This window comes from Arthrobacter sp. Y3223065, assembly GCF_059090885.1.
Window position 1 is genome coordinate 475,599 of the sequence record NZ_JBNHGC010000003.1, and the last position, 21,134, is coordinate 496,732.

Genomic DNA, 21,134 nt, shown 5'->3' on the forward strand with positions numbered 1-21,134 from the left:
GCTACCGGTACCGGTTTAGTCCTTGGGCCAGCTGGCTTCGATGGAGTCCACGACCTCTTGCGTCGACTTGCCGTTGATCCACTCCACGATGCCGCTCCAGAAGGAGTTGGCGCCCACCGCGCCCGGCATCAGGTCCGAGCCGTCGAACCGGAAGGTGGTGTCCTCCGACTGCAGCAGCTCGATGGACTGGCGGTCCAGGTCGCTGGCGGCCAGCGCCGGGTCGAGGCCCTTGTTGGCGCTGATCGCGGCACCCTGCTCCACCCGGTTGTTGGCGAACTCGGCGGAGGCCATGAACTGCAGGTAGGCCGAGACCTCTTCGCTTTCGGTGTAGGCGGCCACGAACTCGCCGCCGCCGGTGATGGCGGTGGCGCCGGCCTCCTGGCCGGGAGTGATGAACGCCCAGACGTCGCCGTCCTCAGCCACGTTGGTGCCTTCCGGCCAGTTGGCGGCCTGGAACGTGGCCTGGTGGTGCATGGCACAGGTACCGTCGATCACCGGGATGCCGCCGTCGTCCACCGAGGTGGAGATGATCGAGCGGACGTCGCCGATGCCGCCGTTGACGTAGTCCTCGTTCTTCAGGATGTCGCCGACGGCGTCGAACGCCTCGGCCACCTGCGGGTCGTTGAACGGGATCTCGTGGTTGACCCACTGGTCGTACACGTCCGGTCCGGCCTGGCGCAGCAGCGCGTCCTCGATCCAGTCGGTGCCCGGCCAGCCGGTGGCCTCGCCGGACTCGAACCCGGCGCACCAGGGCTTCATGGTGCCCTCGTCGGCGATGGTCTGGGTGAGTTCCATCATTTCGTCCCAGGTCTGCGGAACTTCCCAGCCCTTTTCCTGGAAGGTAGCCGGAACGTACCAGATGTAGCCCTTCACGCTGGCCAGCATGGGGGCGGCGTAGAAGGTGCCGTCCACGGTGCCGTAGGTCTTCCAGTCCTCGGACCAGTTCTCGTCGACCAGGTCGGATACCTCCTGCGGCGCGGGCTTCAGGTAGCCGGCCTCGGCCTGGGCGGCCAGCAGGCCGGGCTGCGGGAAGATCGCCACGTCCGGCGGGTTGCCGGCCTGGGCGCGGACGCCGATCTGCGTCTCGAACTCGTTGGATCCCTCGTACACCACGTCGATCCCGGTGCACTCCTCAAAGTCCACCCAGGAGTTCTCCAGCAGATCCTGCTCGGCATCGGTGATGGTCGAGTAGACGCTGACCTCGGCGCCGTCAAAGGTGCCGTAGGCCTCGTAGGCGGCACAGTCTGCGGCGGGCGCCGGCGACTCCTCGGATTCTGTCCCTCCCCCACAGGCGGAAAGCGTCAGTGCCATGGCGCCGAGCGCTGCCACCGGCAGGACGGCCTTTCTGGAGCGTGCAAAGTGCATGATGTGACTCCTTTGTCCGGTGGCTCCGAGAGAGCTGAACAGGTCAGAGTGCAGCCACCAAGTACCCTTCTGATAACTCGTAACGTAAACGCTTACGGAGTGTGTCGCAAGGCACATTTTCGGGGCGGTGGCCTTCGATGCCGAATCGTGATCTGCGCCGCATCCGCGGTCTGTGCTGCCTGTTCGGCTGGAATGATCATTAGGCTGGAAGTGGTCCTGACCCCCCGAGTCGAGGAGAGCCAATGACCGCAGCAGCCGTTCCCTGGTGGCGCGACGCCGTCATCTACCAGATCTATCCGCGCTCTTTCGCCGACCATAACGGCGACGGAATGGGCGACCTGGCCGGAATCAGCGCCAAGATGCCCTACCTGAAGAACCTGGGGGTGGACGCCATCTGGCTGTCGCCCTTCTACGTCTCCCCGCAAAACGATGCGGGCTACGACGTTGCCGACTACCGCGACGTCGACCCGCTGTTCGGCAGCCTGGACGACTTTGACTCGCTGCTGGCACGCACCCACGAGCTCGGCATGCGGGTGATTGTCGACCTCGTGCCGAACCACACGTCCGACCGGCACGAATGGTTCGTGAGCGCGCTGACCTCCGAGGCTGGATCGCCTGAACGTGCCCGCTACATCTTCCGCGACGGCAGGGGCCCGGACGGCAATGAGCCGCCCAACAACTGGCAGTCGGTATTCGGCGGCGATGCCTGGACCCGGATCACCGAACCCGACGGCACGCCCGGCCAGTGGTACCTTCACCTGTTCGATTCCACGCAGCCGGACCTGAACTGGGAGAACCCGGAGGTCCGGGCCGAAATGGTCTCCGTCCTGCGGTTCTGGCTGGACCGCGGCGTGGACGGCTTCCGGATTGACGTGGCCCATGGCCTGGTCAAGGCCGAGGGCCTGCCGGATTGGGCGGCCAAGACCTCGATGGTGGCCGGCAGCGAGCGGCTCCCGGGCGAAGACGCGCTGCCCGGCGGCGACGGGGCGGCGGTAGGCCAACCCGCCGGCGCCTCGCCCACCCCCGATGCCCGCGCCTCCGGGGAACAGGTCCTGGAACCGGCCGGGGCGGATGCCCCCGGGGCGGCGGCACAGCAGGTGGCTGCGCTGCCGGAGGCCGGCGTCCATCCGGAGACTCCGCCCTACTTCGACCAGGACGGCGTGCACGGGATCTACCGCGAGTGGCACAAGGTCTTGGCCGAGTACGACGGCGACCGCATGCTGGTGGCTGAAGCCTGGGTCGAGCCGGTCGAGCGGCTCTTTGCCTACGTCCGCCCCGACGAAATGCAGCAGGCCTTCAACTTCGATTTCCTGCTCGCGGGCTGGGATGCCCGGCGGATGGCCCGCAGCATCGAGGATTCGCTGGCTGCCGCAGCTTCAGTGGGTGCGCCGAGCACCTGGGTGCTGTCCAATCACGACACCGTCCGCCACAGCACCCGCTACGGACTGACCGACCCCACCACGTTTCCCAAGGGCATTGGCCCCGGCGACGAACAGCCCGACGAGGAACTCGGTCACGCCCGCGGTCGCGCCGCTGCGCTGGTGATGCTGGCCCTGCCCGGCTCCGCCTACATCTACCAGGGCGATGAGCTTGGCCTTCCGGAGCACACCACCCTGCCGACCGAGGTGCGCCAGGACCCGGCGTTCTTCCGCACCGGCGGCGAAGAGCGCGGCCGCGACGGCTGCCGGGTGCCGATTCCCTGGCGCGCGGAGGCGCACGGCTACGGCTGGGGCTCCACCCAGCATGAACCGTGGTTGCCGCAGCCCGAGAGCTTCGCGCGCTATGCGGCGGACCAGCAGGTGGGAGTACCCGCTTCCACCTACGAGTTGTATCGGGCGGCGCTGCGCCTGCGTGCGGAGCAGAAGCTGGGCCAGGGCAGCGTGGAGTGGGCCGCGGAGCACGACCCGGCGTCGGGAGTCCTCAGCTACCGCAACGGGACATTGCAGGTGCTGGCCAACCTGGGCAGTACACCAATCCGGCTGCCCGCCGGCGCCTCCTTGCTGCTGGCGTCGCAGGAGGGCGCGGTCGCCGACGGGTTGCTGGAGCCCAACGGGGCCGTCTGGCTGACGCCTGCCACCGACGGACAGTCGGGCTAGCGGACGCGGTCGGCGCGGACCAGCCGCGAGCGCGCGCCGGCCACCAGGTGGATGACCACCGGGAAGCTGATCCCGAGGGTCAGGTCCAGCGCTTCGACGAGGTCGGAGACTTCGTCCGCCACGGCCTGCGGGGATACCCCGAGGCGCGGAACCACCCGGACGCGCAGGCCTCCGCCGCCCTCGTAGTCGTAGGCGGTGACCGTTGCCTGCAGGATGCTGTCGCGTTCCCGCAGCGCGTCGCGCAGCGCCTGCTCGGCCACAGCGGCACTCAGCCAGACGGCGCCGGGTTCGCCTACGCCGTCGTAATCAGCGGCGATGGTACCGGTGCGGCCCTTGCCCTGCTGGGCGGCCCACGCGATCATCAGGAGCACCATCAGGAGCAGCACCAGCGCCACCACAATCCACAGCCAGCTGTCCCGCTGTCCGGGCAAGGTGGCGGCGTCCAACACCGTCCGCAGGTTGGCGCCGGCCTGCTCCGTGGCGGCGTGCCACCAGCCGGCGAGCGCGGGAACCAGCGCCAGCGCCAACGCGGTGCCGCCGGCCAGCATGAGCAGCAGCCCGAGAAGGGTGATCAGGATCCGGTTTAGTGCCCGGGGCGTCTGGTTCACTGTCCCACCACCCCGGAGCTGGAAACGAAGACGCGCACCTGCGGAACCGGACTGATCCGCGCCCTGTGGACCTCGTCCTCCACCGCCGCCTGGACGGCACCGGCGTCCACCGGTTGGCCGGAGGTTGGCCGGAGCCGGACGTCCACCACGCCGCGCGAGACGACCACCAGCACCTGCTCGCGCGTCACTTGCGCCTCGATGCGGGCACGCCGCGCCAGCGATGCGGCGATGACTTCATCGTCCACCACCACGACGCCGCGGCGGCCGGGAATGCGGTGCCGGTGCAGGTGTCCGGGGAGCACGCCCTGCAGGAAGAAGAGCAAGCCCAGGAACAGGATCAGCGCACCGGAGGCGCCCAGGACGGTGGGCGCGATGTTCCCCGGCAGTTGGTGGATCCAGCCCGCCATCTCTTCCGGCGAGGCCAACCACGGGCGCTGCCCGATCGCCTTCAACGCCGCTTCGAGCAGCAGGTAGAGGCAGGCCAGTGCGACGAGAACGGCGGCGATCACAGCTGCGGTAGCGCGGGAACTGCGCAGTTCGCGGCCGGCCAGGCGCTCGTCGGCCGGGCGTTGGTCAGCCGTTCGCTCGCCGGTTTTGACGTTGGTGCTGCTCACCGGACCCGGCCTCCTTCCTGCACGCGGATGCCGGTGACCCTGATGTCCACCCGGCTCAACGTCGAACCGCTGATCCGGGAGATTCTCTCCAGGATGGTTCCCTTGGCGGCGTGTGCCCGGTCCCAGACCGACCCGCCAAAACCGTCCACCAGGTGCGGGTCCCGCACCACCCGGTTCAGCGAAGGAATGCCCATGGGAAGCGCCAGGGACAAGGCGAGGGAACCTGCATCGTCGCGCCACGTCGCGCGGATCAGGCCCGGTGAAATTCCCAGCAGCTCTGCGGCAACCCCCTGCGCGGTGCTGGTCAACGCCTGCGTGCTGACGCGGGTGTGTCCGGCGTAGCGTCGCCCGGGCGGCCCGGCGGGGAGCGACGCCTGGGGCGGTGAGTCCGGGCGGTCCGCGGGCGGCGGTCCTTCCGGGCGGGGAGGCATCTCGTCGGCGTCCACAACGGGGTCCGTCATGAAGACGAGCGGCGTCCGGTCAGCGCATCGCGGATGCTGCGCCAGTCAAGCTTGCCCTCCGCGGCGCGGCCCAGCAAGGCCCCCACCATCAGGAAGACCGCCATCAGGAGGAAGCCCCAGAAGTTAAAAACCAGCGCGGCCCACGCCAGCACCGCACCGACGGCCATGCCGACTACCGTGTAGCTCATCCTTGCTCCTCTCGCCGTCCCGAACATCCTGTTACTGGGCGGCCTGTCGGACCGGCTTCTCGGCCGGCGCCTTGGCGTCCAGGCCGGGCACGTGGACGTCATTGATCTCCACGTTCACCTCGATCACGTCCAGCCCCACCAATTGCTCGACGGCGGTGTACACCGCCGCGCGTACGCCGCCCGCCAGCTCCTGCAACGGCTTGCCGTAAACGGCCACCAGGCTGATGTCCACGGCAACCTGCGTCTGGCCGACCTCCACATGGACGCCCTGGCCGGCATCGCTTCCGCCCACGACATCGCGTAGCGCACTCAGTGCACGGGCTGTGCCGCTGCCCAGCGCGTAGACCCCCGGGACGGAGCGGGCGGCAACCGCCGCGACCTTAGCCACCGCGGCCTCGGAAATGGTGGTACGGCCGGGAGCGTCCGGGATGCCAACGGCTGCAGGCTGGTTCGGGTCCACCGCTGACTGGTCGGACGCCGGCCCGCCCGGGACGTCGACAGGTGCGGTGACAGGGCGTGCCCCGGGCGATACTCCGGCGGACGGGGCAGCCGGCCGATCCTCGTTGTGCATCTGTTCTCCCCTGACGCTGTGATGACTCTCAGGGCAAGCCTAACGCCTCATTCCCCGCAGTGTTCGGCCAGCCAGTCCTCCACCGGTTGCAGGGCGCCGGCAAACCCGGCGGCGTCGAGGTGGCCGGTTGCAGCTGCGTGGTCCAGCTGGTCCTCCACCCGGGCCAGGTCGTCGCCCAGCTGGGGCGGAACGCCGCGGCTGAATTCGTCCAGCTCCTCCTGCAGCGCCTTCAGGTCGGAGTCCTCCACGCCGGTCATGAAGCCGAGCGGGACCAGCAGCAGGGAGGCGACGTTGGCGGCCACGGCGGCGCAAGCGTGGTCTCGGCTTTCGTAGCTGCCCCAGTGGGTGGAGCCTCCGTCGCCTCCCCCGCTTCCGTCGGCGGGACCAGCGGAGTCCGGCGGCGTCACCTGGCCGGGCGGTGCCGTGGCCGGTTGTTCAGCGGGGGCAGGCGCGGGGGGTGTTTCCGCCGGAGCCGTCGCTTCGGCGGCTGACGAAGCAGTGGGGGCGGGCGCCGTCGTCGTTGATTCCGACGCTGAGTCCGCGTTGCTGCAGGACGTCAGCAGGACGGCGGTTGCCAGGCCGATTGCGGTCGCCTTCAGAAGGGCCTGCACTATGCTCCTCGCTCCAATCGTCCCCCTAATCCGGTGCCTCATCAGGTGCAGGCGGCACGGGAATCCCTTCCATGGTAGGCCAGTGATCCTGAGTGGAGACTGGGAACGTGGAGCGGCTGAAGCGGGCGGGTCAGCCGCCGGCATGCCGGGTTACAGGGCCACTTTCCGTCCCGGAGTGGGGATGCGGAGCCGGTCTTCGAGGCCGGTGGCGGAGAACCGGGCGCGGAGCTCTTCGTGGCCTTCGCTCAAGTGCTTCCAACCCTCTGCATGGACCGGCACGACGGTGGCCGCGTCCAGTTTGCGCGCCGCCTCCACCGCGGCTTTGGCGGTGAGGGTTAGCGCGGCATTATCGAAGGCTCCCACGCGGGCGGCCCCGGCGAAGAGCACCGCCGTGCCGATCGGGGCGAAACGTACCGCGACGGCGTCGACCACGTCCAGCGAGGCGTTGTCGCCGCTGATGTAGACAGTCGGCAGGTCGGATCCTGTCAGGACGAATCCGGTCACGGTACCGGTCACCGGTTCGCATCCTTCCGGTCCGTGCCGGGCCGGGACGGCGGTGACCGTGATCGTGGTCCGATCGGCGGCCTCGAGTACAGTCCGCTCCCACGGGGCCATGCCGGTGACCGTCGCGAGCCGGTCTGCCGCCTCCAGGGTGCCGAGGACCTTGGCTCCGCCGGATTCCACCAGACGCCGACCGGACGCATCCAGGTTGTCCGCATGCTGGTCATGCGAGAGGAGGATGGCGTCCACCACCGGCAGGTCTGCGACTTGAACGGCAGGCCCGGCGGTTTTCACGAGCGTTCCGGCTGCTCCCGGGTACTCGCCGGGTTCATCGAACGTGGGGTCGGTCAGGAACGTCCAGCCGCCGAACTCCAGCAACGCTGTCGGACCGCCAATGTGGGTGATTGCGGTTTCGTTCATGCACCCATGGTGCCCGACGAAGCCGGAGGTGGACAGAGTGGCCGGACACGACGAAGCCCCGCATCCTGAACCAGGACTGCGGGGCTTCGTTTGTGCTGGTGGCTCCGACCGGCGTCGATCCGGTGACCTTTCGATTTTCAGTCGAACGCTCTACCAACTGAGCTACAGAGCCGTGGCAACATCTTGCGATGATCACCGATGGCCTTCCGAAATCGCTCCGGAAACCAAAGCGACCCTGACGGGACTTGAACCCGCGACCTCCGCCGTGACAGGGCGGCGCGCTAACCAACTGCGCTACAGGGCCTTGCATTTTTTACGAGACTCAATCCTACCAGCCTTTCGAAGCGGTTCTGACCACTCCAGCGGCTGCCATTCATGACGTCTCGCGTACCCCCAACGGGATTCGAACCCGTGCCGCCGCCGTGAAAGGGCGGTGTCCTAGGCCGCTAGACGATGGGGGCCAGGACCACTTGGGATTCATTTCCCCGCTGTGGACCTATAAAACTATAGGGCCTGTCCGGGGAAAAACCAAAACCGGCCACCGCGGCCTGCCGAGGCCGGCGCCTCGGCGCTTTTGCGGCCACCGCCCGCGGGTAAAGTCGGCTGCATGCCGATGGAGATGTCCCTGCCGGAATTCGAGGACGCGGTGAACGACGCGATCGACCAGATCCCGGAAGACATCATGCGCGAGATGACCAACGTGGGCATCTTCGTCGAAGAGGAATACCTCCCGCAGCCTTGGGAGGACCCGGAGACGGAACTGCTGGGCGTCTACGAGGGCACTCCGCTCACCGAGAGGGACCACTGGTGGGACGCCGGGTCCATGCCGGACCGAATCGTCGTTTTCCGGGGTCCGCTCCAACGGATGTGTTCTTCCCGCGAAGAATTGGTCCACGAGGTCCTGGTGACCGTGATCCACGAAGTGGCCCACCATTTCGGCATCGACGACGACCGCCTCCACGAACTGGGCTGGGGCTGACCGCCGCGCCGCCTAGTTGAATGCAGTTCGCCGGCGAAAGCTGGCCGGCTTCTTCGCCTGCCAGCCCGCCTGGCTCGACGCCTATTCGAATGACCGCGGCGGCTCAGCACCTGCGCGGAGGGCCGCACTCCCTCGGTGGACCATGCGCGCCCGGCCTCCGCCGCCCTGCAATCCAACTGCTATGGGAAACGAGGGGCCGACACGCCGATCTCTCGGCAATACACCGCAAATGACACTGATGTTGTTTATGTTACTGCTGGGACAAATGTTGCAACTGTGAATGAAGTTGCATATCCTCAACGTGCTGTGTGAATGCAGTTCGGTCTAGTTGGGGTGCCACCAGTTCGCACATTGACCGCTCCGGTCCCAAGGCCGGCCGTCCTGAAAGGGCGCGTGCATTTACAGCGCTCCTAGTAAGGACCCGTTCGGATGAGGCTGCTTCCCGCGGGGCGTCCTGCCCCGCATCGATCGACGACGCCGATGCGCGCCGTCGTGCTCTTCTCGGCTACCGCCCTGTTAATCTGCGTTCCGGCCCTGGCGCCGGCCGTAGCCGCACCGGCGGGACAGTTGCCGCAGATGACGTCGCAGCGCATCATCCTGCCGGCCGCACCCACGCTGCCGTCCGGCGAGGAGATCGACGACGCCAAGGGCGATGCAGCGGCCACCCAGGCCCTTGTGGACCGGATCGAAGAGCAGCTCAGGGCAGCTTCTGGAAATCTTGCCAACGCGCAGTTCGATTCAATGCGATCGCAAAACGCCTACAGCGAGTCGCTGTTGAAGCAGCAGGAGCGGACCGCCGAACTCGATGACGCCAAGGCCAAGGCGTCGCAAGCCGCGGAGTACTTCGAGTCGGTCAAGAATCAGGTGGGACAGCTGGCCGGTGAGCTGTACCGGAACGGCGGCGTCAACCCCGCCCTCAGCTCGCTGCTGGACAGCAGGGCAGCCGGCGACGTCCTGTACAAGGCCTCAACTCTCGACGCCCTGACGACGAACCGCTCGCAGACGCTGAGCGAATCCCAGCAGGCCGCCCAGCTGTGGGCATCCTGGGAGCTCTACGTCACGCAGGCCGAAGAGGCCGCGCGGGACGCGGCAGTAGCCGCGGAGGCCGCGGAATCGGACGCGAAGGCCGCCAGCGCCGCACAGGAGCAGCTCGTCGTGCGCTACGAGGAACAGCGGCAGGCCCTCCTGGTGCATCTGGCCGAACTGCGTGGGACCAGCACCGGCGAAGAGGACGCACGCATCACCGCTCTGGAGCGCGGCGAGCAGGAACGAGCGCTCCAGGCCCTGGTCGAGCAGTCGGCGCAGGAGGCCGCTGCGGCCCAGCGGCCCTCCGGCGGCAGTTCAAACGCGCAGGACTCTACGGTTGCGGCGGCCAGTGAAGACATCTCGCCGGCCCGGCCGGCTGCCCCGCCGGCAACCTCCCGGCCGGAAGCTCCGTCCACCCCGCCGGCAACCTCCCGGCCGGCTCCGTCCACTCCGCCACCGGCGTCACGTCCCGCGGCGCCTGCGCCGTCCCGGCCCTCGACGCCCGCCCCGGCCCCGCCTCCGCCGCCGGCCCCTCAACCGGCCCCGGAGGCCAAGCCGAGCCCGGCACCGCCCGCACCGGCTCCGGCCCCCGGCAGCAACGCGGGCATCGCCAACGCTGCCATCAACTACGCGATGGCCCGGCAGGCCGACCCGAAAGCAAAGTATGTCTGGGGCGGCAACGGTCCGGTCGGATTCGACTGCTCCGGTCTGACGCAGCAGGCGTTCGCCAATGCAGGCCGCAGTCTCCCCCGCGTTGCCCAGGCCCAGTTCGACTACGCACCGTACAAGGTGCCGCTTGCCCAGCTCCAGCCGGGCGATTTGGTCTTCTGGGGCGAGCCGAACGCCCTCTGGCACGTTGGCATCTACGTCGGCAACTGGCAGGTGGTCCACGCCCTGAATCCAGAGGTCGGCTTGACCGTCACCAACATCAGCCACATGTACGGCAAGCTGCACACGTTCGGTGCCCGCTGGGCCGTCTAAGGCAGACGCCGCTTAACCGAGCCGGGCCCGGAACCTTTGGGGTTCCGGGCCCGGCCCGTTTCCAAGCTGCTGCTATCCGGTGTCCGGCAGGGGACTGCTATTCGACGTCCGGCAGGGGACCAAAGTTCCGGCGGTCGTCCAGGCGCGGATCGTGCTTGTCCGGTACCACCATGACGGGACCCTTGGCATGGTGCAGCACACCCTGGCTGGTGGAGCCGAGCAACATGCCGGCGAAGCCGCCGCGGCCGCGGGTGCCAACCACCAGCAGTTCGGCGGTGCGTGACGCCTCAATCAACAGTTCCACCGGGGAGCCGTCCTGTACTTCACCGGTGACGTGCAGCCCGGGGAAGTGGCTCTTGAGCCATGCCACGCCGGCGTCGAGCTGCTCACGGATGTCCGCATAGAGCGCCTCGCGGTCCAGCGGTGCCGGCACCCAGGCCAGCGAGCCGGTGAACGGCGGCACGGCGCATATGACCTTCAGCGGATAGCCGAGCCGCTCGGCCTGCTCTGCGGCCACCAGGGTGGCGTTGCGTGCCTGCTCGGAACCATCGACCCCGACCACGACCACCTTCTGGACGTCCTCGGGGCGGATCGCCTGGTCCTTCGACCGTGGAACCTCGATGTCCAAGTCGCCGAGACGCGGCGCGCAGGCCAGCGGAATCGTCACCGTCGGGCAGGAGGCGTGGGCCGGGACAGCGCTGCTCACCGAGCCCAACAACCGGCCCATGAAGCCGCCGCGGCCGCGCGTACCGACCACGACCAGCTCGGCCTGTTCGGAGAGTTCCAGCAGGACCCCGGCGGCGTCGCCGGTTTCCACCCGGGCATCGATATCCAAGCCGTAACCGGTGACTTTGGACACTGCCTGCTCGAGCACGGCTTCGGCGCCTTCGCGGATCACCGAATCATCCAGCGTGGCATAGCCGGCATCCATGCTGGAGGCAGCGAAGACCGGAACGGTGTAGGCGGTCACGACGTGCAGCGGGGTCCTGCGCCGTTGCGCCTCCTCCGCAGCCCAAACCAACGCGCAGATACTCTGATCGGAGCCATCGACTCCGACGACAATGCCGCGGGGTGCGGCGCCCTGTCCGGCGTCTGAACCTGTGGCTTCTGTCATTAGTTCCGCCTCCCTCAACGTCGCGCGGGCCTCCTCGCCCGTTACCCTCAGCTTACTCTGCAACAAGGTGCTTCTCAGTGGCCGAAAAGTTATGTAGGCTTCGATGAAAATTGTGTTTAATAACAGTTTCACAATGCGTTTGCGGGCGGTCCGTCGCCGTCCGAGGTTCTCCCTACCGTCCAAGGAGTCCGTGCAGTGAGTGGCGTTTCCGTACCAGAAGTGCCTACCGAATACACCACCACGGTGGTCATCGGTTCCGGGCTGCCCGGGCTGGCCGTGGCTAGTGAACTGAGCCGCCAGGGCGTGTCATCGATCGTCGTGGAGGGGTTGCTCCCCCAGCCGGCCGACCACGGCCGCCGGTCCCCGTTGGCTGATTCGGCGCACCGGAGCGAACGCAACGACCTGCTGCGCTTGCTGCAGGCGTACGCCGCCAGCCACGCGCTGGACATCCGCCACAGCACCCACGTTTGCGGCGTCACCAAGACGTCGGAAAAAACAGCGCCCGCGGCACCGGCGGATGCATCCACGCCGCTGGATACCCGCGCGGCCCCCGCGATCAGCAGGGACAAGGACCAGAAGTGGGTGATCCGCACCGAAAACGGCTTGCTCGTAGCCGATTCCATCGTCCTGACGGGCTGCGCGCAAAACCAGATGCGCCGGTTGCTCCGAAGCCTGGGCATCGCGGCCGGCGAAAACCTTGCCTCCGTCCTGAAAGCGATCAGCCTCTACCTGGTCGGCGTGGCGGACCTGCTGGCCCCGAGCACGCGGGAGATCATTCGGCAGGCGAAAGTGGCCGGCAATGCCATCGCTTCCACCTCCCGGCCGGCCGTCGCCTGACTTCGGGAAGGCGGGGAACAGCGGCGTCGTACGCCTCCGCGTGCCGTAGGGGCTAGAATTTTGGGGAAATTCCCGACCATACCACTTACCTGTGGAGGACATTCCCTATGCCCCAAAAGGGAGCAGTAGCCGCCAAGACTTCGGTGCTCGACCGTTACTTCGAGATCACCAAGCGCGGTTCCAACTATTCGCGCGAAATCCGCGGCGGCCTGGCCACGTTCTTCGCAATGAGCTACATCGTGGTGCTGAACCCGCTGGTCCTGGGCGGCGCCGATTCAACCGGCGCCATGCTCGGCGCCGAACGCGTCGCGGCGGTCACGGCCCTCGTGGCCGGCGTGCTGACGATCGTGATGGGGGCGTGGGCCAAGTACCCGTTCGCCCTCGCTACGGGCCTGGGCGTCAACGCCTTCATCGCCATCACAGTTGCCACCAACCCGGGCCTGACCTGGCCCGATGTGATGGGGCTGGTGATCCTCTCCGGCATCACCATGCTGATCCTAGTCCTGACCGGTTTCCGGACCGCGGTGTTCAACGCCGTGCCGCAAAGCCTCAAGACCGCCATCGTGGTGGGCATCGGCATGTTCATTGCCCTGATCGGCCTGGTCAACGCCGGCTTCATCCGCCGCATTCCCGACGCAGCGGGCACCACCGTTCCTGTTGGGCTCGGGTTCGACGGCGTCCTGCTGGGCTGGCCGATCCTTGTCTTCGTCTTCGGCCTCATCCTGACGATCGCCCTGGTGGTCAAGAAGGTCAAGGGTGGCATCCTGATCGGCGTCATCGCCGCCACCGTGCTCGCGGTGGTCATCGAGGCAGTAGCCGACGTCGGCCCGTCAATGGGTCCCGACGGCCCCAATCCGCTGGGATGGTCCCTGGTGGTGCCCGAGCTGCCGAGCGGCAGCTGGGTGGGGCTGCCCGACCTGTCCCTGATCGGCCAGGCCAGCCTCTTCGGTGCCTTCGGGACGCTGGGTGTCACGGCCGCTTCCCTGCTGGCGTTTGCGATCCTGTTGAGCATCTTCTTCGACGCCATGGGCACGATGGTCGGCCTGGCCAACGAGGCCGGGCTGACGGACAAAGAGGGCAACATCCCGCATGTTGACCGCGTGCTGCTGGTCGACGCAGCGGGGGCCATCGCCGGCGGTGCGGGATCCGTCTCCTCAAACCAGATCTACGTCGAGTCCGGCGCCGGGATCGGGGAAGGCGCGCGCACAGGCCTGGCCAACGTTGTCACCGGCCTGCTGTTCCTGGTGGCCATGTTCTTCACGCCGCTGATCTCGCTGGTGCCGTTCGAGGCAGTGGCGCCGGCGCTCGTCGTCGTCGGTTTCATGATGGTGTCGCAGGTGGGCAAGATCGACTGGTCCGACTGGGGCGTGGCCATTCCGGCCTTCCTGACGTTCACGCTGATGCCCTTCACGTATTCGATCGCCAACGGCCTGGGCGCGGGCTTTATCGCCTATGTGCTGGTGCGCACCTTCCAGGGCCGGGCCAAGGACATCCACCCGCTGATGTGGGCGGTGGCCGCGGCCTTCGTGCTCTTCTTCGGCATGGGCCCGGTCGAGCAGCTCATCGGCTTCCGCTGACCGCAGGTCAGCCGAGGCGAAAGGGACCGGTACCGCCCGCAACGGGTGGCACCGGTCCCCTCGGTTTTACTCGCTTGGCTTGCGCCGTCGCGTCTAGGCCTGGGCCCGCACTTCTGCTTCCGTGCGTGCCAGGTCGGCCCGGTCCAGGTCGCGCAGGGAGGCGCCCTTCGTTTCGCGGGTGAAGATCACTGCCACGACGGTGATGGCCGAAGCGACCACCAGGTACAAGGCAACCGGCAGCCAGTGCTCGAAGTCCTTCAGCAGCGTGGAAGCGATGATCGGGGCGAGCGAACCGGCGAAGATCGACGTCACCTGGTAGCCCAGCGAGACACCGGAGTAGCGCATCCGGGTCGGGAACATCTCGGCCATGATGGCCGGCTGCCCCGCATACATCAGCCCGTGCACGGCAAGGCCCAGGAAGATCGCGGCCAGGATGATGATCGGGTTCTGCGTGTCGAACATCGGGAAGGCGACGAAGGCCCAGACCCCCGACAGCACGGCGCCGGCCATGTAGACCGGGCGGCGGCCAATGTTGTCCGACAGGCGCCCGTAGAACGGGATCACGACGAAGTGGAAGGCGTGCGCCAGGATCAGCAGGCCCAGTACCGTGGTGACATCGAAGTCATGAACGGTCTTCAGATACGTGATGGAGAAGGCCACCACGATGTAGTAGATGATGTTCTCCGCCACGCGCAGCCCCATGGCAGTGAACACGCCGCGCGGGTACTTCTTCATCACTTCCACGACGCCGTAGGACGTGGACTTCACCTTGGCAGACTCGGCCTGGGCTTCCAGGAAGATCGGCGCCTCGGTGACCTTGGTGCGGATGTAGTAGCCGACGAGCACGATGACTGCAGAGAGCCAGAAGGCAACGCGCCAGCCCCAGGCCTGGAACTCGGCCTCTGAGAGGATGCCGGACATCACCCACAGCACTACCGTGGCCAGCATGTTGCCCATCGGCACACCCGCCTGCGGCCAGGACGCCCAGAAGCCGCGCTTGGCAGCCGGGCTGTGCTCGGCCACCAGGAGGACCGCGCCGCCCCATTCGCCGCCGATGGCAAAACCCTGGACGAACCGCAGCACCACCAGCAGGCCCGGTGCCCAGTAGCCGATCTGGTCGAACCCTGGCAGGCAGCCCATCAGGAACGTGGCGGCACCGATCAGGATGATGCTCACCTGCAGCAGCTTCTTCCGGCCCAGCTTGTCGCCGAAGTGGCCGAACACGATCCCGCCCAGCGGCCGGGCAATGAAGCCGACGGCGAAGGTGACGAAGGCGGCGATGATCGCGTCCAGTTCGGTGCCCGCATTCGGGAAGAACAGGGCACCGAAAACCAGCGTGGCCGCGGTGGCATAGAGGAAGAACTCGTACCATTCCACGACCGTGCCGGCCATGGAAGCGGTGACGACCTTGCGCAGGACCGACGGCGGCGACTCGTGCGTCGTGCCGGATCCGGGTCCGGTGGGGGTAGCGTGGGCGCTCATCATTCTCCTTGCATGGCGTGCGGATACTGCGGCGTTTGCCGCCGGACTCCCCCCGCACGCTGTGAGTGTGGTCACAATCAGACGTAGCCGAGTATTCCCCGCTCCCGCATGTGCATCAATGACAAACTTTGCAGGCATGGTCTGCAAAGATGCAGATATGCCTCCCGCGCCCCAGTCCGCCAAGCCGGACGACCTGATCATCCTCCTCGCGGTCGCCCGCACCGGCCGGTATACCTCGGCGGCCGAAAACCTGGGCCTGAACCACACCACCGTCTCGCGTCGCATCGCCGCCGTCGAAAAGGCCCTGGGCGGCCGCGTGTTCTCCGGGGCGCCGGGCGGCTGGGAGCTGACCGACCTGGGCCGCAAGGCGGCAGCGGTGGCCGAGCGGATCGAAGAATCGCTGACGGAGCTCGGGCGCACGCCGGATCAGGCCGACCGGTTGGCCGGGGTCGTGAGGATGTCCGCCACCGACGGTTTCAGCGCGTTCGTCGCCGCCCCGGCGATTGCCCGCCTGCAGCAGCACCATCCCAGGCTCAGCGTGGAAATTGTTACCGCCGCCCGCCAGGCCTCGCAACACCGGCCGGGCCTGGATTTCGAAGTCGTCGTCGGGCGGCCGCAGGTCATCCGTGCCCGATCCATCCGGCTGGGCAACTATGTGCTGGGCCTCTACGGTTCCCGGGACTATCTGGCCGAACACGGCGCACCGGACAGCGTGCGCGCGGCCATGAACCACCCGCTGGTCTATTTCGTGGACTCCATGCTGCAGGTCGACGATCTCGACGCCGCGCGCCGCTTGCTGCCGGCGATGGCCACCGCCCTGGGTTCCACCAACGTGTTCGTCCACGTAGAGGCAACCCGCGCCGGTGCCGGCCTCGGCCTGCTGCCCTGCTTCATGGCCAACCACCACCCGGACCTGGTCCGCATCCTGCCGGGGGAACTGGAGGAGCGGCTCGGCTACTGGCTGGTGGCACGCCCGGAGTCGCTGCGGCAGCCGGCGGTGGCGGCGGTCGTTGATGCGCTCAGGCGTGAGACACGCAGCCGGGAAGCCGAGCTGCTGGGGAAGGGTACCGAGAGCAAGCTCCGGTGAAAGGATTAATGACCGAGATGCCGGGCACTGGACCTAACTTGGGGGGATTAGGTTGTCAGCACCCGGCATCCGGCGCCGGATCGAATCCGGCTGAGCAGACATAGCGCTCCAGCCACCATCCATAGTGTCGAAGCCGTTCTTTCTATGCCTGCCTCCGGAGAGCCAGCCGCAAGCGGCTCACTCCCGGGCCTAGTACGGCCGCTGCACGGCCGTTCGTGTCCATCTTACAAACAAATTCCGGCCGAAGTCATAACGTTCCGGGAAAGGCCCCTAATTGGCCGGCCGGTCTTGCCGGATCGCCGATCCTCTGCAAAACTTCTCTACCCTCGGCCCGTCCCACAGCTGTGCCGGCACGGCACCGTGCAGCAACTCCCGGACGAGTCCCGGACCGGTTTCCAGCGGCTGGTCGCTGGCCGCGATCACCACGTTTCCGTGCCGGCGGCCCTTGAGCATTGGCGGATCGGCAATGATCACCCGATGCTCGAACACCTCGCCGATGGTCGCAACTTCCTCGCGGGCACCGGCCAGCTGGGGCGTATCGCCGCAGTTCACCAGGTAGATCCCGCCGGGCGAGAGGACGCGCCGCGCCGCCCGGGTGAATTCCAGCGTGGTCAGTCCGTACGGGGTCTCGCTGCCGGAGAAGACGTCGCGGACCAACAGGTCCCGGCTGTCCTCGCTCAGTGATTCGGTGACCGCCCTCGCTTCGCCCACCCTGATGCGCACCAACGGCGCACGCGGGATGTCGAACCACTGGCGCACCAGGTCGGCCAGCTTCGCGTCGATCTCGACGACGACCTGCCGCGCCTGCGGGTAGGCGGCCGCCAGGTAGCGGGCCATTGAGCACGCTCCGCCGCCCAGGTGGAGGGCCCGCAGCCGTGCCTCGGGGCCCCAGCGGGATGCGATCAGCGCCGCCATCCAGCGCATGTATTCGAAGTCCAGCCGCATCGGATCGCCGACCACCACGTGGGAGGACTGGACGCCGTTGATCTTCAACAGCCAGCTGTCCGCCGAATCGGGTTCGCGGACCAGCTCCGCAATCCCGGAGGAAATTTCGTAGCGTCCCTCGACGGGCCCGCCTGACGCCTCCGGCTCCCGTGCCGTCTCGGCACGGGTGCTTCGCCGCGCCATCGGCTACTTGACCAGCGCCAGCGCGAAGCCGTCCCAGCCCTTGCCGCCCACGGTCTGGATCGCGGTGGCGTCCAAGCGCTCGTCGGAGCCCAGCAGCGCCAGTGCATCGCGGGTACCGCGGATGTCGCGGTCCTCCGCGCTGGCGTCGCCGCCATTGGTCAGCACCTTGCCGGAACGGACCACGTTATCCACCACAATCAGGCTGCCGGGGCGGGTCAGCTGCAGGGCCCACTCAACGTAGTGCCGGTTGTTTTCCTTGTCCGCGTCGATGAACACCAGGTCGAACGGCCCGACATTCTCGTCGGCCAGTTGCGGCAGGGTTTCCAGCGCGGCGCCTACCCGGATGCTGACTTTCTCCGCGACGCCGGCGGCCTCCAGGTTCCGCTGCGCCACCTCGGCGTGCCGCGGTTCGTACTCGCAGCTGACCACCTCGCCGTCGTCCGGCAGTCCGCGGGCCAACCAGATGGTGCTGTAGCCACCGAGCGTGCCGATCTCCAGCACCTTGCGCGCACCGGTCAGCCTGGCCAGCAGCATCAGCAGCTTGCCCTGGGTTGCGCTCACCTCGATCGCGGGCAGGCCTTCTTGTGCGGCCCCCTCCCTGGCCGCGACCTGGGACTGGTCCTCCCCCACCAAGGTGACGGTCAGGTAGTCTTCGACGGCGGTCCACGCCGCTGCCGAATCGACGTCCGGCATGCCCGGTTGGACGGTCACTGCTGCTCCTGCTCGGCGATGGCAGCCTCCAGCCGGTCCACCTTGCCGTTGAGCTCGCCGTAGTATCCCGGACGAATGTCCGCCTTGAGCACCAGCGACACGCGGGATCCGTGACGGCCCACGGCCTCGGTGGCACGCTTGATCACGGCCATCACCTCGTCCCACTCGCCCTCGATGGTGGTGAACATCGCGTCGGTATGGTTCGGCAGCCCGGATTCCCGGACGATCCGGACGGCCTCGGCCACCGCGTCATGGACCGAGGCGTCATGGGGTGCGGGACCGGCGACGGGCACCCCGGAGGGTGCAACAGAGAAGGCTACAAGCATGGCTTCAGTCTTCCACAGCACCCGTGCCGGCGCACAGGTCCGATGTCACCTGCCGCAACCGGGAGGCCTCAGGCAGCACTGTACGTGACGCACTTTACATGCATATGCATAAAAAATGGGGTGTTCTGTAGCTAAACTGGACGTGCGGGTTCGCACCCGCACGTTCCGCCGCACCGTTCCGCCGGTTGCCTGCGGAATGCCACCATCCGCGCCAAGCCAAAGGAGACCCCATGAAAGCCTGGCAGTTCACCAATACCCACGAGCCGCTTGAACTGAACGAAGTCGAGGAGCCAACCGCCGCACCCGGCGGCGTCGTCATCGACATCAAGTCGGCCGGGTTGTGCCACTCCGATGTCGGCATGCTCGAGGACGAGGGCTGGCTCTCGACGCTGGCCAAGCGCCCCATCACCCTCGGCCATGAGGTTGCCGGCGTCATCACCGAGGTCGGCGAAGGCGTCACCGACTGGAAGGTCGGCGACCGCGTGGGCTGCTGCCCGACCACCCCGGCCGGCGCTCCCGGCTACGCTTTCGACGGCGGCTTCTCCTTCAAGACCGCCATCGACCAGCAGGCCCTTGTCCGCATCCCGGATAACGTCAGCTTCGCCCAGGGCGCGGCCGGCACCGATGCCGGCATGACCAGCCACCACGCCGTCATCGCCAACGGTCAGGTCAAGGCCGGCGACAAGGTCGGCATCATCGGCTTCGGCGGCCTGGGCTCCATTGGCGCCCGCGTGGCCGTGTTGGCCGGCGCCGACGTCTACATCGCCGAGGTCAACGAGAAGATCTGGGACCAGGCCAAGGAGATCGGCGCCAAGGACGTGGCGAAGTCCATCGCCGAGTTCAAGGAGATCGGCCTGGACGTCATCGTTGATTTTGCCGGCTTCGGCACAACCACCGCCGAGGCCATCGAGACGGTCCGCCGCGGCGGCCGAGTGGTCCAGGTCGGCATGGGCCGGCTGGAATCGACCATCAGCACCAAGGCCCTGATTCTTTCCGAGGTCACCTTGGTCGGCTCGCAGGGCGGCACCAGGGACGACGTGCAGGGCGTCTACGATTACTTCGCCACCGGCAAGCTCACTCCGACCATCACCGAGATCACCTTCGAGGAAATCCCGGAGGGCCTGGAGAAGCTCAAGAAGGGCGAAGTCGTCGGGCGCCTGGTCGCCAAGATCGCAGACTGACCCTTAACTGCAAGATTGACGACGGCGGTGCGCACCGCCGTCGTCAATCTGCCATAAGCCGTATTCCGCGGTCGCGGGCCGCCCTCGGTTACCCCCAGCCGGCCAGGCGGAGCAGCGCGGCCGCGGCGGCACCGGCGATGACCACCACCAGGAACGGCGCGCGCAGCAGCAGGGCGACGGCGGCGGCCAGCAGGGCCCCGACCCGGGCGTCGAACGCCAACTGCTGGCCGGTGGAGAAGGCGTTGACAACGGTCAGCGAAGCGAGCAGGCCGATGGTCATGGTGGCGGCGACCCGGGACATCCGCTGGTTCTTCATCCACTTGGCGGGCACCAGGTAGCCTGCCAGCTTCGTGAGGTAGGAGATGAGGCAGGCGGCCAGTATCCAGATCCACAGGCTCATGGCGTCTCCCTTCCGTCCCCGGTGCCGGCCGGGTCGTCGCGTCCCGCGGCCCGGCGCTCGGACCTGGCGAGCGTGCGGGGGCCGTCGTGCTCGGAATACGGCTCCTCGTAGGGCTCGATGTCCGGCGCCATGCCGGCCGGAATGGGTTTGTGGGTGAACCAGCCGATGGCAGCCGCGACCGCCGCCGCCACCAGGATGGGCACGCCGCTGGGCACGAACGGTACGGCAAGCAGGGTGGCCAGGGCGCAGGCAATCGCAATGGCAGCCGGTTCCTTGCCTTTCAGCCTCGGCCACAGCAGCGCCAGGAACGCGGCAACGGCGGCTCCGTCCAGGCCCCACTGCCTCGGATCCCCCAAGGCGTTGCCGGCCAAGGCGCCCACCAGGGTGAATAGATTCCAAAGCAGGAATATGCCCACGCCGGCGGTCCAAAAACCGCGCCGCTGCTCGCCGGGGTCGTCCTGGCCGGACGCCGTGGCGGTGGATTCGTCGATGGTCACGTGGGCGGCCAGCGGCCGCCACCAGCGGGACGGCGAGACGAGGGCGTTCATCTGCATGCCATAGATGCCGTTGCGGATACCCAACAGGGCGGAGGCCGTCATGGCGGCCAGGCCGGTACCGCCGCCGCCGATCACTCCGATGAAGGCGAACTGGGAGCCGCCGCTGAACAGCAGCAGGCTCAGCGCCATGGTCTGCCAGAGGTTGAGCCCCGATGCCACCGACAGCGCGCCGAAGGACACCCCGTACAGCCCTGTGGCGATGGAGATGGACAGCCCCACTTTAACGGCCGGGGACTGGAGAAACTTCACCCGTCTACAGTAGCCGGGAAGGCTGCCGCAGCGCCCCGCCCCCAGCCGTGGATACCTCTGTGGA

22 protein-coding genes and 3 tRNA genes are annotated in these 21,134 nt (G+C 67.6%); 7 read left to right on the forward strand and 18 right to left on the reverse strand.

What is annotated here, in order from left to right; translation table 11 throughout:
- Window positions 1-15: 15 nt before the first annotated feature.
- Window positions 16-1,365 (reverse strand): ABC transporter substrate-binding protein, encoded by a 1,350-nt coding sequence (locus AC5RUK_RS10775; RefSeq protein ID WP_494106929.1) that lies wholly within the window; start codon window positions 1,363-1,365, stop codon window positions 16-18.
- Window positions 1,366-1,607: 242 nt separating this feature from the next.
- On the opposite strand from AC5RUK_RS10775, the gene AC5RUK_RS10780 reads away from it, so the two are divergent.
- Window positions 1,608-3,461, forward strand: a complete 1,854-nt coding sequence (locus tag AC5RUK_RS10780; RefSeq protein WP_494152188.1) for a glycoside hydrolase family 13 protein — start codon at window positions 1,608-1,610, stop codon at window positions 3,459-3,461.
- Here the strand turns inward: AC5RUK_RS10780 and AC5RUK_RS10785 are convergent.
- The 10 genes from AC5RUK_RS10785 to AC5RUK_RS10830 form a co-directional block, all read right to left on the reverse strand.
- Window positions 3,458-4,069, reverse strand: a complete 612-nt coding sequence (locus tag AC5RUK_RS10785; protein WP_494152189.1) for a hypothetical protein — start codon at window positions 4,067-4,069, stop codon at window positions 3,458-3,460. The genes AC5RUK_RS10780 and AC5RUK_RS10785 overlap by 4 nt on opposite strands.
- Window positions 4,066-4,683, reverse strand: coding sequence for a hypothetical protein (locus tag AC5RUK_RS10790; RefSeq protein WP_494152190.1), 618 nt, complete (start codon window positions 4,681-4,683; stop codon window positions 4,066-4,068). The genes AC5RUK_RS10785 and AC5RUK_RS10790 overlap by 4 nt, the downstream gene beginning before the upstream one ends.
- Window positions 4,680-5,144 carry a hypothetical protein gene (locus AC5RUK_RS10795; protein ID WP_493988518.1) on the reverse strand — a complete coding sequence of 155 codons (465 nt, stop codon included), beginning with the start codon at window positions 5,142-5,144 and terminating at the stop codon, window positions 4,680-4,682. Before AC5RUK_RS10795 ends, AC5RUK_RS10790 begins: the two co-directional genes overlap by 4 nt.
- Entirely contained in the window at window positions 5,141-5,332 is a 192-nt protein-coding gene (locus AC5RUK_RS10800) for a hypothetical protein (protein WP_493977246.1), read from the reverse strand. Before AC5RUK_RS10800 ends, AC5RUK_RS10795 begins: the two co-directional genes overlap by 4 nt.
- A 31-nt stretch (window positions 5,333-5,363) precedes the next feature.
- A complete protein-coding gene (locus AC5RUK_RS10805) occupies window positions 5,364-5,903 on the reverse strand; it encodes an Asp23/Gls24 family envelope stress response protein (RefSeq protein ID WP_493988517.1) in 540 nt (179 codons plus the stop codon).
- A 47-nt stretch (window positions 5,904-5,950) separates the two neighbouring features.
- Entirely contained in the window at window positions 5,951-6,514 is a 564-nt protein-coding gene (locus AC5RUK_RS10810; protein WP_493988516.1) for a hypothetical protein, read from the reverse strand.
- Between the two features lie 150 nt (window positions 6,515-6,664).
- Complete coding sequence (locus AC5RUK_RS10815; protein WP_494152191.1) at window positions 6,665-7,435, reverse strand: MBL fold metallo-hydrolase; 771 nt, start codon at window positions 7,433-7,435, stop codon at window positions 6,665-6,667.
- Between the two features lie 96 nt (window positions 7,436-7,531).
- Window positions 7,532-7,607: transfer RNA gene (locus AC5RUK_RS10820), tRNA-Phe, on the reverse strand.
- Window positions 7,608-7,665: 58 nt separating this feature from the next.
- A tRNA-Asp gene (locus AC5RUK_RS10825) sits at window positions 7,666-7,739 on the reverse strand.
- Between the two features lie 84 nt (window positions 7,740-7,823).
- Window positions 7,824-7,896: transfer RNA gene (locus tag AC5RUK_RS10830), tRNA-Glu, on the reverse strand.
- A 152-nt stretch (window positions 7,897-8,048) separates the two neighbouring features.
- Here AC5RUK_RS10830 and AC5RUK_RS10835 point away from each other — a divergent pair.
- A complete protein-coding gene (locus AC5RUK_RS10835; protein WP_494107297.1) occupies window positions 8,049-8,414 on the forward strand; it encodes a metallopeptidase family protein in 366 nt (121 codons plus the stop codon).
- A 429-nt stretch (window positions 8,415-8,843) separates the two neighbouring features.
- Window positions 8,844-10,421, forward strand: coding sequence for a C40 family peptidase (locus tag AC5RUK_RS10840; protein WP_494152192.1), 1,578 nt, complete (start codon window positions 8,844-8,846; stop codon window positions 10,419-10,421).
- Window positions 10,422-10,518: 97 nt separating this feature from the next.
- Here the strand turns inward: AC5RUK_RS10840 and AC5RUK_RS10845 are convergent, their stop codons facing one another.
- A complete protein-coding gene (locus AC5RUK_RS10845; protein ID WP_494106938.1) occupies window positions 10,519-11,535 on the reverse strand; it encodes a universal stress protein in 1,017 nt (338 codons plus the stop codon).
- Between the two features lie 195 nt (window positions 11,536-11,730).
- On the opposite strand from AC5RUK_RS10845, the gene AC5RUK_RS10850 reads away from it, so the two are divergent.
- Window positions 11,731-12,372, forward strand: a complete 642-nt coding sequence (locus tag AC5RUK_RS10850) for an FAD-binding protein (RefSeq protein ID WP_494106939.1) — start codon at window positions 11,731-11,733, stop codon at window positions 12,370-12,372.
- A gap of 107 nt (window positions 12,373-12,479) precedes the next feature.
- Window positions 12,480-13,949: an NCS2 family permease gene (locus tag AC5RUK_RS10855; RefSeq protein ID WP_494152193.1), complete on the forward strand. Its 1,470-nt coding sequence runs from the start codon at window positions 12,480-12,482 to the stop codon at window positions 13,947-13,949.
- A gap of 93 nt (window positions 13,950-14,042) precedes the next feature.
- Here the strand turns inward: AC5RUK_RS10855 and AC5RUK_RS10860 are convergent, their stop codons facing one another.
- Window positions 14,043-15,431: an MFS transporter gene (locus AC5RUK_RS10860; RefSeq protein WP_493988510.1), complete on the reverse strand. Its 1,389-nt coding sequence runs from the start codon at window positions 15,429-15,431 to the stop codon at window positions 14,043-14,045.
- Between the two features lie 157 nt (window positions 15,432-15,588).
- On the opposite strand from AC5RUK_RS10860, the gene AC5RUK_RS10865 reads away from it, so the two are divergent.
- Complete coding sequence (locus tag AC5RUK_RS10865) at window positions 15,589-16,518, forward strand: LysR family transcriptional regulator (protein ID WP_494152194.1); 930 nt, start codon at window positions 15,589-15,591, stop codon at window positions 16,516-16,518.
- A 270-nt stretch (window positions 16,519-16,788) separates the two neighbouring features.
- Here the strand turns inward: AC5RUK_RS10865 and AC5RUK_RS10870 are convergent, their stop codons facing one another.
- The 3 genes from AC5RUK_RS10870 to AC5RUK_RS10880 are packed head-to-tail and all read right to left on the reverse strand — an operon-like array spanning window position 16,789 to window position 18,683.
- Complete coding sequence (locus AC5RUK_RS10870; RefSeq protein ID WP_494152195.1) at window positions 16,789-17,646, reverse strand: spermidine synthase; 858 nt, start codon at window positions 17,644-17,646, stop codon at window positions 16,789-16,791.
- Between the two features lie 3 nt (window positions 17,647-17,649).
- Complete coding sequence (locus AC5RUK_RS10875) at window positions 17,650-18,339, reverse strand: O-methyltransferase (protein ID WP_493988904.1); 690 nt, start codon at window positions 18,337-18,339, stop codon at window positions 17,650-17,652.
- Between the two features lie 14 nt (window positions 18,340-18,353).
- Entirely contained in the window at window positions 18,354-18,683 is a 330-nt protein-coding gene (locus tag AC5RUK_RS10880; RefSeq protein WP_493988507.1) for a thiamine-binding protein, read from the reverse strand.
- 230 nt (window positions 18,684-18,913) lie between these two features.
- On the opposite strand from AC5RUK_RS10880, the gene AC5RUK_RS10885 reads away from it, so the two are divergent.
- Window positions 18,914-19,864 carry a zinc-binding dehydrogenase gene (locus AC5RUK_RS10885; protein ID WP_493988506.1) on the forward strand — a complete coding sequence of 317 codons (951 nt, stop codon included), beginning with the start codon at window positions 18,914-18,916 and terminating at the stop codon, window positions 19,862-19,864.
- Between the two features lie 88 nt (window positions 19,865-19,952).
- Here the strand turns inward: AC5RUK_RS10885 and AC5RUK_RS10890 are convergent, their stop codons facing one another.
- The gene (locus AC5RUK_RS10890) at window positions 19,953-20,264 is read right to left on the reverse strand and encodes an AzlD domain-containing protein (protein ID WP_493988505.1); all 312 of its coding nucleotides are present in this window, start codon (window positions 20,262-20,264) and stop codon (window positions 19,953-19,955) included.
- Entirely contained in the window at window positions 20,261-21,070 is an 810-nt protein-coding gene (locus AC5RUK_RS10895; protein WP_493988504.1) for an AzlC family ABC transporter permease, read from the reverse strand. The genes AC5RUK_RS10890 and AC5RUK_RS10895 overlap by 4 nt, the downstream gene beginning before the upstream one ends.
- Between the last annotated feature and the right edge of the window lie 64 nt (window positions 21,071-21,134).

Bases quoted from the DNA above. Each gene is read 5' to 3' on its own strand.
- AC5RUK_RS10795 (WP_493988518.1), bottom strand. From the start codon at position 5,144: ATGACGGACCCCGTTGTGGACGCCGACGAGATGCCTCCCCGCCCGGAA.
- AC5RUK_RS10865 (WP_494152194.1), top strand. From the start codon at position 15,589: ATGCCTCCCGCGCCCCAGTCCGCCAAGCCGGACGACCTGATCATCCTC.
- AC5RUK_RS10855 (WP_494152193.1), top strand. From the start codon at position 12,480: ATGCCCCAAAAGGGAGCAGTAGCCGCCAAGACTTCGGTGCTCGACCGT.
- AC5RUK_RS10890 (WP_493988505.1), bottom strand. From the start codon at position 20,264: ATGAGCCTGTGGATCTGGATACTGGCCGCCTGCCTCATCTCCTACCTC.
- AC5RUK_RS10815 (WP_494152191.1), bottom strand. From the start codon at position 7,435: ATGAACGAAACCGCAATCACCCACATTGGCGGTCCGACAGCGTTGCTG.
- AC5RUK_RS10870 (WP_494152195.1), bottom strand. From the start codon at position 17,646: ATGGCGCGGCGAAGCACCCGTGCCGAGACGGCACGGGAGCCGGAGGCG.
- AC5RUK_RS10835 (WP_494107297.1), top strand. From the start codon at position 8,049: ATGGAGATGTCCCTGCCGGAATTCGAGGACGCGGTGAACGACGCGATC.
- AC5RUK_RS10800 (WP_493977246.1), bottom strand. From the start codon at position 5,332: ATGAGCTACACGGTAGTCGGCATGGCCGTCGGTGCGGTGCTGGCGTGG.
- AC5RUK_RS10780 (WP_494152188.1), top strand. From the start codon at position 1,608: ATGACCGCAGCAGCCGTTCCCTGGTGGCGCGACGCCGTCATCTACCAG.
- AC5RUK_RS10860 (WP_493988510.1), bottom strand. From the start codon at position 15,431: ATGAGCGCCCACGCTACCCCCACCGGACCCGGATCCGGCACGACGCAC.
- AC5RUK_RS10845 (WP_494106938.1), bottom strand. From the start codon at position 11,535: ATGACAGAAGCCACAGGTTCAGACGCCGGACAGGGCGCCGCACCCCGC.
- AC5RUK_RS10775 (WP_494106929.1), bottom strand. From the start codon at position 1,365: ATGCACTTTGCACGCTCCAGAAAGGCCGTCCTGCCGGTGGCAGCGCTC.
- AC5RUK_RS10875 (WP_493988904.1), bottom strand. From the start codon at position 18,339: ATGCCGGACGTCGATTCGGCAGCGGCGTGGACCGCCGTCGAAGACTAC.
- AC5RUK_RS10885 (WP_493988506.1), top strand. From the start codon at position 18,914: ATGAAAGCCTGGCAGTTCACCAATACCCACGAGCCGCTTGAACTGAAC.
- AC5RUK_RS10880 (WP_493988507.1), bottom strand. From the start codon at position 18,683: ATGCTTGTAGCCTTCTCTGTTGCACCCTCCGGGGTGCCCGTCGCCGGT.
- AC5RUK_RS10805 (WP_493988517.1), bottom strand. From the start codon at position 5,903: ATGCACAACGAGGATCGGCCGGCTGCCCCGTCCGCCGGAGTATCGCCC.
- AC5RUK_RS10840 (WP_494152192.1), top strand. From the start codon at position 8,844: ATGAGGCTGCTTCCCGCGGGGCGTCCTGCCCCGCATCGATCGACGACG.